This is a genomic window from Microbacterium aurantiacum, assembly GCF_031625015.1.
Lineage (GTDB): Bacteria > Actinomycetota > Actinomycetes > Actinomycetales > Microbacteriaceae > Microbacterium > Microbacterium aurantiacum.
Genome location: NZ_JAHWXH010000002.1, coordinates 298,270 through 309,613, shown reverse-complemented (window position 1 = coordinate 309,613; position 11,344 = coordinate 298,270). Strand labels below are relative to the sequence as shown.

General features: G+C 70.7%; 14 protein-coding genes. 1 reads left to right on the top strand and 13 read right to left on the bottom strand.

The genetic code is table 11. From position 1 onward, the window contains the following. Positions 1–36: 36 nt before the first annotated feature. Genes lgt through rpe form a run of 11 tightly spaced genes read right to left on the bottom strand, consistent with a single transcriptional unit; the run spans position 37 to position 7,829 of the window. Positions 37–1,008, bottom strand: coding sequence for a prolipoprotein diacylglyceryl transferase (lgt, locus tag KZC50_RS11130; RefSeq protein WP_053547456.1), 972 nt, complete (start codon positions 1,006–1,008; stop codon positions 37–39). Positions 1,009–1,060: 52 nt separating this feature from the next. Then, entirely contained in the window at positions 1,061–1,855 is a 795-nt protein-coding gene (gene trpA / locus KZC50_RS11125; protein ID WP_301132290.1) for a tryptophan synthase subunit alpha, read from the bottom strand. Further along, a complete protein-coding gene (gene trpB, locus KZC50_RS11120) occupies positions 1,852–3,060 on the bottom strand; it encodes a tryptophan synthase subunit beta (protein ID WP_053547454.1) in 1,209 nt (402 codons plus the stop codon). The genes trpA and trpB overlap by 4 nt, the downstream gene beginning before the upstream one ends. After that, the gene (gene trpC / locus KZC50_RS11115) at positions 3,060–3,863 is read right to left on the bottom strand and encodes an indole-3-glycerol phosphate synthase TrpC (protein ID WP_310891726.1); all 804 of its coding nucleotides are present in this window, start codon (positions 3,861–3,863) and stop codon (positions 3,060–3,062) included. Before trpC ends, trpB begins: the two co-directional genes overlap by 1 nt. Positions 3,864–3,865: 2 nt before the next feature. Further along, complete coding sequence (locus KZC50_RS11110; RefSeq protein ID WP_053547452.1) at positions 3,866–4,096, bottom strand: DUF6704 family protein; 231 nt, start codon at positions 4,094–4,096, stop codon at positions 3,866–3,868. Between the two features lie 34 nt (positions 4,097–4,130). Continuing rightward, the gene (locus KZC50_RS11105) at positions 4,131–4,754 is read right to left on the bottom strand and encodes a Trp biosynthesis-associated membrane protein (protein WP_310891725.1); all 624 of its coding nucleotides are present in this window, start codon (positions 4,752–4,754) and stop codon (positions 4,131–4,133) included. Further along, a complete protein-coding gene (hisI, locus tag KZC50_RS11100; protein WP_310891724.1) occupies positions 4,751–5,143 on the bottom strand; it encodes a phosphoribosyl-AMP cyclohydrolase in 393 nt (130 codons plus the stop codon). The genes KZC50_RS11105 and hisI overlap by 4 nt, the downstream gene beginning before the upstream one ends. Continuing rightward, on the bottom strand, positions 5,140–5,946 hold the full coding sequence (gene hisF, locus KZC50_RS11095) for an imidazole glycerol phosphate synthase subunit HisF (protein ID WP_053547449.1): 807 nt from the start codon (positions 5,944–5,946) through the stop codon (positions 5,140–5,142). The genes hisI and hisF overlap by 4 nt, the downstream gene beginning before the upstream one ends. Next, positions 5,946–6,788 carry an ATP phosphoribosyltransferase gene (gene hisG, locus KZC50_RS11090; protein WP_310891723.1) on the bottom strand — a complete coding sequence of 281 codons (843 nt, stop codon included), beginning with the start codon at positions 6,786–6,788 and terminating at the stop codon, positions 5,946–5,948. The genes hisF and hisG overlap by 1 nt, the downstream gene beginning before the upstream one ends. A 40-nt stretch (positions 6,789–6,828) precedes the next feature. Beyond that, the gene (locus KZC50_RS11085; protein WP_236968891.1) at positions 6,829–7,092 is read right to left on the bottom strand and encodes a phosphoribosyl-ATP diphosphatase; all 264 of its coding nucleotides are present in this window, start codon (positions 7,090–7,092) and stop codon (positions 6,829–6,831) included. Positions 7,093–7,136: 44 nt separating this feature from the next. Further along, entirely contained in the window at positions 7,137–7,829 is a 693-nt protein-coding gene (gene rpe / locus KZC50_RS11080; protein WP_301132299.1) for a ribulose-phosphate 3-epimerase, read from the bottom strand. A 20-nt stretch (positions 7,830–7,849) separates the two neighbouring features. Between rpe and glsA the strand changes: the two genes are divergently transcribed. Then, on the top strand, positions 7,850–9,028 hold the full coding sequence (gene glsA / locus KZC50_RS11075) for a glutaminase A (protein ID WP_301132300.1): 1,179 nt from the start codon (positions 7,850–7,852) through the stop codon (positions 9,026–9,028). Between the two features lie 21 nt (positions 9,029–9,049). Here the strand turns inward: glsA and KZC50_RS11070 are convergent, their stop codons facing one another. Both KZC50_RS11070 and fmt read right to left on the bottom strand, forming a co-directional pair. After that, positions 9,050–10,417, bottom strand: a complete 1,368-nt coding sequence (locus tag KZC50_RS11070; protein WP_310891722.1) for an RsmB/NOP family class I SAM-dependent RNA methyltransferase — start codon at positions 10,415–10,417, stop codon at positions 9,050–9,052. Beyond that, positions 10,414–11,337, bottom strand: a complete 924-nt coding sequence (gene fmt / locus KZC50_RS11065) for a methionyl-tRNA formyltransferase (RefSeq protein WP_301132302.1) — start codon at positions 11,335–11,337, stop codon at positions 10,414–10,416. Before fmt ends, KZC50_RS11070 begins: the two co-directional genes overlap by 4 nt. Positions 11,338–11,344 lie beyond the last annotated feature (7 nt).

The window sequence follows — 11,344 nt, the reverse complement described above, 5'->3', positions numbered from 1 at the left end:
TCGATGAACTGCCTTGTACGGGTCGTTCGGTGAGCGCTATTTCGTGGCGGGTGTGCTTGTGGCGCTGCCCCCGACCGGCTCGGACGTCGGCGGTTCGCTGACGTCGACGAAGTCGTCGGTGTCCTGCGATTGTACAGCCCCGTCCGGGTGCCATTCGCGACCCGGAACGTACGGTGAAGGCTCTCGCCCGGGGTGACGGCGGTTCTGCACGATCATGATCGCGATGCCGATGACGACGCCGAAGATGGCCGCCCACACGTTGGTGCGCAGGCCCAGGATGATCTCGCTGGGGTCGATGCGGATGGACTCCCACACGATGCGGCCGGCGCTGTACCAGATGAGGTAGAGGCCGAACAGGCGTCCCCACTGGAGCTTCAGCGCGCGTCCCGCCGCCACCAGGACGACGACTCCCGCGACGTTCCAGATGACCTCGTAGAGGAAGGTCGGGTGGAAGAGCGTCCCCTCCGGGAGCCCGACCGGCCACGCGGCGTTGGGGTAGTCGATCTCCAGCCCCCAGGGCAGGTCGGTGGGGAGTCCGTAGAGCTCCTGGTTGAACCAGTTGCCGAAACGACCGATCGCCTGTGCCAGGAGGAGTCCGGGGGCGAGCGCGTCGGCGAACGTCCAGAAACGGATGCCGGTCCACCGGCATCCGAGCCATGCGCCCACGGCCCCTCCGATGAGCGCACCGTAGATGGCGATGCCGCCTTCCCAGATGTAGAGCGCGCTGAGGGGGTTGCGTCCCTCACCGAAGTAGAAGTCCCAGTGCGTGAGGACGTGATAGATCCGCGCGGTGACGATCGCGAGCGGAACCGCGAGGAGCGCGATGTCGATGACGACCCAGGGCTCGGCGCCCCGCTTGGTGAGACGGGCATTGGTCCACAGCACCGCGGCGACGATGCCGGCGATGATGCACAGCGCATAGAAGTGGATGCGCAGCGGCCCCAGATCGATGTAGCTGATCGAAGGGCTCGGGATGCTGGCGAAGACGCCCGCGGCGACGGTGATCATGAAGAGCAGTGTCCTTGCTGAGGAAAGTCGGCGACGATACGACGTGTGCAGTCTAGTTCGACGCGCGCGCGGTGCCCGCGGCGAGGGCGCGGGCGGTCTCGCCCAGGGAATCCAGCCCGCCGTCGCGGAGGGCGCGGACGAGGGCGGTACCCACGATCGCTCCGTCCGAGTACTCGACGACACCCGCGACGTGATCGGCGTTGGAGATCCCGATGCCGACGCACGCGTGCGCGGCTCCGTGCTCGCGCAGACGTGACACGAGCTTCCGGGCAGCGGCATCGAGGTCCGTCCGCTCGCCGGTGATGCCCATTGTCGACACGGTGTAGACGAATCCGGTCGACGCCTCGACGATCATCTTCAACCGCTCATCGGTCGAGGTGGGAGCCGCGAGGAACACCCGGTCAAGGCCGGTGCGCTCGCTGGCGCGGATCCACTCCCCTGCGGCATCCGGAGTGATGTCGGGGGTGATGAGACCGGCGCCGCCCGCTTCCGCGAGACCGTCGGCGAACCGATCGATCCCGAACTGGTAGATCGGGTTCCAGTAGGTCATGACGAGGACCGGCACGCTCGTCCGCCGGGTGATCTCGCGGACGGCCTCGAAGGTGTCGCGCAGACGGAAACCGGCGGCGAGGGCCGCCTGCGTCGCCTCCTGGATCACGAGGCCGTCCATCACCGGATCGGAATACGGCGGACCCAGCTCGAGGATGTCCACGCCGTTCTCCGCGAGCGTGACGGCCGCGTCGATGCTGGTCTGCAGATCGGGGTACCCGATGGGCAGGTACCCGATGAGCGCACCCCGGCCTTCTGCACGGGCCGCGTCGAGCGCCGCCGACACACGGGAGGTCATGCGGAAGCCCCGTCGTCGTACAGGCCGAAGTACTTCGCCGCGGTGTCCATGTCCTTGTCGCCTCGGCCGGAGAGGTTGACTGCGAGGATGGCGTCGGGACCGAGCTCTCGCCCGATGCGCAGGGCCCCTGCAAGGGCGTGCGCGGATTCGATCGCGGGGATGATGCCCTCGGTCTCGGAGAGGAGGCGGAGCGCCTGCATCGCCTCGTCATCGGTGGCGGGGATGTACTCCGCGCGTCCGATGGAGGCCAGCCACGCGTGCTCGGGACCGACACCGGGATAGTCGAGCCCCGCGGAGATCGAGTGCGACTCCGTGGTCTGACCGTCCTCGTCCTGGAGCACGAACGTCTTCGCCCCGTGGAGGACGCCGGGTCGGCCACGACCGATCGAGGCCGCGTGGCGCGGTGTGTCGACACCGTCGCCGGCCGCTTCGACGCCGTAGAGCTTCACACCGTCGTCATCGAGGAAGGCGTCGAACATGCCGATCGCGTTGGAGCCACCGCCGACGCACGCGAGAACGGCGTCGGGGAGCCGGCCGGTCTCCTCCAGCAGCTGCGCGCGCGCCTCCTCGCTGATGATCTTCTGGAAGTCGCGCACCATGGCCGGGAACGGATGCGGACCGGCTGCGGTACCGAAGATGTAGTTGGTCGTCTCGACGCTCGAGACCCAGTCGCGGTAGGCCTCGTTGATGGCGTCCTTGAGGGTGCGCGAGCCGGTCGTGACCGGAATCACCTCGGCTCCGAGGAGGCGCATGCGCGCAACGTTCAACGCCTGCCGCTGCGTGTCGACCTCGCCCATGTACACGGTGCAGTCGAAGCCGAACAGCGCCGCGGCGGTGGCGGTGGCGACGCCGTGCTGGCCGGCTCCGGTCTCGGCGATGACGCGGGTCTTGCCGAGACGCTTGGTCAGCAGCGCCTGGCCGATGACGTTGTTGATCTTGTGAGAACCGGTGTGGTTCAGGTCCTCGCGCTTGAGGAAGATGCGCGCCCCGCCGGCGTGCTCGGCGAATCGCGGCACCTCGGTGATCGGCGACGGTCGTCCGCCGTAGGAGTGCAGGAGGCCGACGAACTCCGCCTGGAAGGAGGGGTCGACCTTCGCGGCATCGTAGACCGCCGTCAGTTCATCGATCGCGGCGATCAGGGACTCGGGCATGTACCGCCCACCGAACTCGCCGAAGAACGGCCCGGTCACTTCGCGAAGACTCATCAGGACTCTCTTCCTCCGGGGAGGGTGTCCGCGCCCGCCTCGAGGAAGGCGCGCAGGGTGGTGACGGGGTCGCTGGTGACCAGCGCCTCGCCGATGAGGACGACGTCCGCGCCCGCGGCGCGATAGTGGGCGACGTCGGCCGGGGTGAGGACGGCGGACTCGGCGATCTTGATCGTCCCGGCGGGGATGCGCTCGACCAGTCGGCCGAAGAGATCCCGGTCCAATTCGAAGGTCGACAGATCACGGGCGTTGACACCGATGAGGTCGGCGCCGAGGTCGACCGCACGATCGGCCTCCTCCGCCGAGTGCGTCTCGACGAGCGGGGTCATACCGAGCTCGCGGGTGAAGGCGTGCAGCCGCGCGAGGGTCTCTTGATCGAGAGCGGCGACGATGAGGAGGACGAGATCGGCTCCCGCCGCTCGCGCTTCGAGCACCTGGTACTCGTCCGCGATGAAGTCCTTCCGCAGGACCGGCAGCTGCACCGCGCCGCGGACCGCGTCGAGATCGGCGAGGCTTCCCTTGAAACGGCGTCCCTCCGTGAGAACGGAGATCGCGGAGGCTCCCCCTTCCTCGTAGCGGCGTGCCTGCAACGCGGGATCGGGGATGAGGGCGAGGTCACCGCGCGAGGGACTCGCGCGCTTGACTTCGGCGATGATCTTGACACGATCGGCCGGCGCGAGCGCCGCCAGGACGTCGAGGGCCGGGGTACGCGCGAGGGCGGCGGCCTCCACCGCGGACCGAGGTGTCGCGCGTGCGCGCGCCTCGGCATCCTCCACCGCGCCGGCCGTGAGGTCGGCGAGCACGCTCAGTGCTCTTTCGCGATGTACTTGGTGCCGTTGACGCCGTACCCGGCCTTGGCCATGATCCAGCCGGTCAGGAGGCCCACGACGAGGAGACCTGCCGAAGCCCAGACCAGCACGGGCATGTCGAACCAGTAGAACAGTGTGCCCAGCGCGACCGCGACGAGCATGATCGTGACGGCCGTCCAGGCGGCGGGAGAGTGGCCGTGGCCGGGGTCACCGATCTCGTTGCTCATGGGGGTTCCTCCTGTCAGCGCGGGTTTTCTCAGTCTAGCGGTCGGCGGTCGGGTCTTCTCCGCGCGACAGGTCGTCCCACGAGTCGATGGCCGTGTCCCGAGCCGCATCGGCCGGTCGTGCGCCGTCCGCGCCCGCTGCCCGTGCGGGCGCGTCGCCCTCGGCACGATACCGGCGATCAGCGCTGCGCCATCGGCGCGCGGTCACCAAGATCAGGATGCCGCCGGCGGCGAGGACCACCCATGCGACCAGAGTGATGAAGGGCCAGGGAGTGGGGGTGAGTGAGGCCACGAGGTCGCTCACCGCCCGTGTCCCCGTGATTCCGGTCGCCTCGGTGACACTCGCCGACACGGCCGAGATCGGAGTGGCGAAGGCGGTGCCGGCCGTCAGCGCACCCAGGAGCACCGCGATGACGACCGTGAGCGCGCCGAAGACGTACCGCAGGACGACACCCACGATCGACAGCGCTCCGCCGAGGGCGAGGACCGTCAGACTCAGGGGGGTCAGGAGCGCCAGCGCGCCGTCACCGGGAACGAGGAGGGGCTCGGCCGCTCCGTCGTCGAGGACGACCGTGAACCAGGTCTGCGTCGCGGAGATCACGCCGACGGCCCCGCACGCGAGGAGAGCCAGGACGCTGATCAGACGGGATCGCGCGGTCACGCGCCCGTCTCCGGCCCGCGCGCGGGTTCGAGGTCGAGCGTGTCGAAGCAGGAGCGCAGGCCCGTGTGGCAGGCGGCCCCCACCTGCTCGACCTCGACGAGGATCGCGTCGCCGTCGCAGTCGAGGTGCGCTCCGCGGACGAGCTGGATGTGGCCGGACGTGTCGCCCTTCCGCCAGTACTCGCCGCGCGAGCGCGACCAGAAGGTCACACGACCCTCCGTCAGCGTCCGGCGGAGCGCCTCGGCATCCATCCAGCCGAGCATCAGGACCTCACGGGTGTCCCATTGCTGGACGATGGCGGCGACGAGGCCGTCCGCGGTGAAGCGCACGCGGGAGATCCGCTCGGCGACGACGCCCTCGGGGACGCCGTCGGGATCGACGGGGCTCATGCGGCGGTCTCCCCCGGGAGGAGGCTCTCGCGCACGGCGATCCCCTGCCCCGCCATGCTGCGCTTGACGTCGCCGATCGTGAGCTGACCGGTGTGGAACACGGACGCTGCGAGGACGGCATCCGCCCCCGCGGCGATCGCGGGGCCGAAGTGCACGGCCGCTCCCGCGCCCCCCGAGGCGATGACGGGCACGCGCGAGGCCTCGCGCATGAGCCGGACGAGCTCGAGGTCGAAGCCCTCTCTCGTCCCGTCGGCGTCGATCGAGTTGACCAAGAGTTCTCCGGCCCCCCGCTCGATGGCCTCGCGAGCCCAGGCGAGGGCGTCGATGTCGGTCGCGGTGCGTCCGCCGTGGGTGGTCACCACGAACCCGGAGGGGATCTCGTCGGTCGGGCCCCCGGGGCGCCGCATGACGTCCAGGGAGAGGACCAGGACCTGGGCCCCGAACCGGTCGGCGATCTCGTCGAGGAGCGCGGGGCGCGCGATGGCGGCGGAGTTGACGCCGATCTTGTCGGCCCCCACGGCGAGGAGACGCGCGACATCGTCGACGGAGCGGACTCCCCCGCCGACGGTCAGCGGGATGAAGACCTCCTCGGCGGTGCGGCGCACGACGTCGTACGTCGTCGCACGCTCGTCGACGGTCGCGGTCACATCGAGGAAGGTGATCTCGTCGGCTCCCTGCCGGAAGTACTCGCGGGCGAGTTCGACCGGATCCCCCATGTCGCGGAGGTTCTGGAAGTTCACGCCTTTCACCACTCGGCCGCCGGCGACGTCGAGGCACGGGATGACGCGGCAGACGAGGCTCATCAGAGCCTCGCGTTGTCGATCGCGGTCACCAGGATCGCGCGCGCCCCGAGGGCGTAGAGATCGTCCATCGCCTGGTTGACCTTCTTGCGCGCCACCATGACCCGCACGGCGACCCAGTCGGGGTCGCGCAGCGGAGAGATCGTCGGCGATTCGATCCCCGGAGTGAGCGCCACGGCGTCATCGATCAGGGCCACGGGGAGGTCGTAGTCGACGAGGACGTACTGCCGCGCGACAAGGACTCCGCGCAGGCGACGGAGAAGCGTCTCGGTCCCGTCGGCGTCGCTCGGTCCCGTGATGAGGACCGCTTCGGAACGCAGGATGACGGGGCCGAAGACCTCGAGCCCCGCCTGGCGGAGCGTGGTGCCGGTCTCGACGACGTCGGCCACCGCATCCGCGACCCCCAGCCGCACTGCGGACTCGACCGCGCCGTCCAACGGCACGAGGTCCACGGCGATGCCGTGGCGGTCGAGGAACGCGTCGACGAGTCCGGGATACGACGTCGCCACCCGCTTGCCCTCGAGGTCCGAGAGCTCGGAGAACGTCCCGGTCGGAGCGGCGAAGCGGAAGGTCGACCCGGCGAAGGCGAGGGATTCGATCTCGCGCGCGCCCGGCATCCGGGCGTCCAGGAGCAGGTCCCGACCGGTGATGCCGACGTCGAGCGCCCCGGAGCCGACGTAGGTGGCGATGTCCTTCGGGCGCAGGTAGAAGAACTCCACACCGTTGTCGGGATCGAGGACGTGGAGGTCCTTGGGGTCGCGGCGGCCGGTGTACCCGGCCTCCTGGAGCATCTCGGACGCGGTCTCGGCGAGCGAGCCCTTGTTCGGCACGGCGATTCGCAGCATGTCGGGACTTTCGATGGGGGTGAGCGGTGGGACGGAGCGCTCAGAGATGTCGGTAGACGTCCTGGAGGGTGAGGCCCTTCGCGAGCATCAGGACCTGCAGGTGGTATAGCAGCTGCGAGATCTCCTCGGCAGCGGCATCAGTCGACTCGTACTCGGCCGCCATCCACACCTCGGCGGCTTCCTCGACGATCTTCTTTCCGATCGCGTGCACACCGGCGTCCAGCTGCGCGACGGTCCCGGATCCTTCGGGTCGCTCGGCCGCTTTGGCGGAGAGCTCATCGAACAGCGCATCGAACGTCTTCACCATGCAAGGGTAGCGCGCCGCGGGAGGGTGATCCGGCGCCGTGGTCAGTGCGCGTGCGCGGCGGCCTGGCCGCGGAGAGCCGCGATCGCCGCTCCCGGATCGTCGGCGCCGAAGACCGCCGAACCGGCGACGAACGTGTCGGCTCCCGCTTCGGCCGCCTGCGCGATGGTCGAGGCGCTGATCCCGCCGTCCACCTGCAGCCAAACCGCCGACCCGCGCCGCACGGCTTCGTCGGCGAGGAGGCGGAGCTTCGGCATCGTCTCGGGCATGAAGGACTGGCCCCCGAAACCGGGCTCCACGGTCATGACGAGGATCTGATCGACCTCGCCCCACAGCTCATCGAGAGCGGATGCCGGTGTCCCGGGCTTCACCGCGACACCCGCGCGCGCGCCGATGTCGCGCAGTCGTCGGGCGAGGGCGATCGGGTCGCGCGCCGCCTCGAGATGGAAGGTGACCGAGGCCGCGCCGAGCTCGGCGTAACCGGGGGCCCAGCGATCGGGGTCCTCGATCATGAGGTGCACATCCAGCGGAATCGGGCTCGTCTGCTGGATCCGCTCCACCATCTGGGGGCCGAAGGTGAGGTTCGGCACGAAATGGTTGTCCATGACGTCGACGTGCGCGAAGTCCGCGGCGGCGATCCGGGCGAGCTCGGTCTGCATGTTGACGAAGTCCGCCGCCAGGATGCTGGGGTTGATGCGGATCTCGCGCGCGGGCTGAGGGACGTCACGGGCGGGCACGGGTCCATTATGGTCGAGCCGTGGACCCCATCACGGCACTGCTGGACGACCTCCTCGACGAGATCAGACCGATGGACGACGGCGCGCCGGCGGCATACATCCCGGAACTCGCCGCGGCGGACCCCGATCGACTGGCGTTCGCCGTGGTCGGACCGCGCGGTCGCGTGAGGGTCGTCGGCGACGGCGAGCACGAGTTCACCATCCAGTCGATATCGAAGCCGTTCGTCCTGGCGCTGGCACTCGAGGAATGCGGGCGCGAACGCGTCCTCGAGTGCGTGGGCGTGGAGCCGAGCGGGGAGCCTTTCAACGCGATCAGCCTCGCCCACGACACCGGGCGTCCCGCGAACCCGATGGTCAACGCCGGCGCGATCGCGACGACGGCGCTCGTCGGAGAGCCGGAGAGCGACATCGACGAGCGCACGGCGCGTATCGTCTCGAAACTGTCGGCGTTCGCGGGCCGCTCCCTGTGGGTCGACGAGGCGGTGTACGCCTCCGAGTCGGCGACGGGCGATCGCAACCGCGCCCTCGGGCACCTGCTGCGCTCCTACGGGGTGATGACCGGGTCCGTGGAGGCGGCGGTGGAGACCTACTTCCGCCAGTGCTCGTTGCTCGTGACCGTCCGCGACCTGGCCGTGATGGCCGGGACCTTGGCGTTCGGCGGTGTGAACCCCGTGACCGGCGTGCGCGTGGTGAGCACCCGCGTCGCGCGCGATGTGCTCTCGATCATGTCGTCCTGCGGAATGTACGACTACTCAGGCGAATGGCTCCTGCGCGTGGGTCTGCCGGCGAAGAGCGGAGTGAGCGGCGGGCTGCTGGCCGTGGCACCCTCGCAGTTCGGCGTCGCCGCCTTCAGCCCGCGGCTCGACGCGCACGGCAACAGCGTGCGGGCCATCGCCGCCGTCGAGACGGTGTCGGACCGCTTCGACATGCACCTGCTGGAGTCGCACGAGAACGTCGCGGTCCCGGCGCTGCGGATCGAACGCACCGGCGAGGGCCGCGTGGTCCACCTGGGCGGCGAACTCGGCTTCTCCGGCACGGAGCGGGTCATCGGGGTGCTCCGGGAGATCGCCGCCTCCGTTCCCGACGGCACCGAGGTCGTCGTCGACGCGTCAGAGCTCGCCCGCACGCATCCGGCCGCGCTCATCGCGCTCCGGGCGGAGTTCGAGGTGATGCCGGAGGGCTTCCGGCTCGCGGAGTGAGCCGGGGAGCGGATACCGCCCCTAGGCCTTCCGCAGGAGAGTGATCGACATCGCGTCGGTGCCGTGGCGATGCGGCCAGAGCTGAGCCCGGAGAGTCCCGTCGGTCTGCGCCGGCAGGTCGGGCGGTGACGATGCGATCCCCGCGATCACGTCGCGCGCGGGGAGCTCCTCGACCGCGTCGCCCCAGGACGCGCGGACGTCCGCGACGACCGCCGTGGTCTCGGCGAGATGCGGTGAGCACGTCACGTACGCGACCACGCCGCCCGGCGCGCACGCCACCAGCGCGGCATCCAGCAGTTCCCTCTGGAGGGACGCGAGCTCGGGGACATCCGCCGGAGTCTTCCGCCACCGCGCCTCGGGGCGGCGCCGCAGCGCGCCCAGCCCCGTGCAGGGCGCGTCGACGAGGACGCGATCGTAGGCCCCGGGGTCGCGAGCCGCGCGGGAGCGACCGTCCTCCTCGGAGACGGGAACCTCCATCGGCACCCCGGCGACGGCTTTGCGCACGAGACCCGCGCGGGCGGGGACGATCTCGTTGGCCTCGACGCGTGCGTCGACCTTCAGCGCCTCCGCGGCCAGAAGGGCGGTCTTGCCTCCGGGACCCGCGCACAGATCGAGCCAGCGCTCCCCCGCCTTCGCCGGCAGCGCCCGGGCGAGCGCCAGAGCCGCGAGCTGAGAGCCCTCGTCCTGCACGCGGACGCGGCCGTCCGACGCGGCGACCGTCGCTTCGGGGTCGCCGCCCTCGGAACGGAATCCGAACGGTGACAGCGGCGTGGCACGCCCATCCGCGGGCCGGTCGGCGAGACCCGGCAACGCGATCATCGTCACGGAGGGTGCCGCGTTGTCCGCGGCGAGCAACGCGTCGAGTTCGTCGGCGCGCCCCTCGGCGGCGAGGGCCCGACGGAACGCGCGCACGACCCACACCGGATGCGAGGTCAGCAGACCGATGCGCTCGTCATCGGACCGTGCACCCTCGGCGATGCGCGCCATCCACTCCCCCGGCGTGTCGCGCGAGACCCGCCGGAGCACGGCGTTGACGAAGCCGCTCGGGCCCCGGCCCGCCGCCGCCCGCGCGAGTTCGACCGACTCGTTGACGGCGGCGTGGGACGCGACGCGGGTGGACAGCAGCTGATGGACGCCGAGGCGCAGCGCGTCGACCAGCGCCGGGTCGATGTCGGCCACGGCCCGATCGGCGGCCACGCCGATGATCGCGTCGTACGTCCCCTGACGCCGCAGGGTGCCGTAGGTGAGTTCCGTCGCCAGCGCGGCATCCGCACCCGAGACGCCGGCCCGTGCGAGGGACACCGGCAGGAGCAGGTTCGCGTACGCGTCGGACTCGTGCACGGCCCGCAACGTCTCGTAGGCGATGCGACGAGGAGCGGAGGCGCTCATGAGCCGGCCACCGCGGAGGTCACGCGCAGTCCACGCCACCAGTCGGCGGCGTTCATCGCCGATCGACCCGCGGGCTGCACCCGGTCGAGGACCACCGGAGCGTCGGCCGTACCGACGAGGAGGCGTCCTTCGTGGAGGGACAGCGTGCCGGGAGCGAGGCGCGGCGACGGGTCGGGTGAGCGCCGCGCGGCCAGGATCTTCAGCCGCATCCCCGCCACCTCCGTGTGCGCGCCCGGCTCGGGCGTCGTCCCTCGGATGCGGCCGAGGACCGCGGCAGCCGGTGCGTCCCAGCGGACGCGTCCGTCGTCGATGGAGAGCTTGGGCGCGTACGTGACGTCGCCCTCCTGCGCGCGGGCGACCGCCGTTCCGGAGGCGAGGGCGTCGACCGCCGCGAGGAGGACTCCGGTCCCGACGTCCGCCAGCGTCGAAAGGAGCTCCCCGGCGCTGACGTCCTCCGGCGTGCGCATCGCCTCCTCGGCGATGACGTCCCCGGCATCCAGCTCCGCGACCAGGTGGAAGACGCTCACTCCGACCTGCTCGTCGCCGGCGATGAGCGCGTGCTGCACGGGAGCCGCGCCCCGCCACCGGGGCAGGAGGGAGAAGTGCAGGTTGATCCAGCCGAGACGCGGCGCGCTGAGCAGCGGCTCCCGCACGAGGCCTCCGTAGGCGACGATCACGCCGAGGTCGGGGCGACGCGCGCCGATCTCGGCGGTCGCGGTGTCATCGAGGCGTGCGGTGCGAAGCGTCTCGATGCCGAGCTCTTCCGCGGCAGCGGCCACGGGAGAGGGCGTCAGCACGCGTCGTCGGCCGAGGGGGGCGTCGGTGCGGGTCACGACCAGATCGACCTCGTGCGCGGAGGCCGCGAGGGCTTTCAGGGATGGAACCGCGACCGCCGGGGTTCCGGCGAAGACCAGACGCATGGAGCTC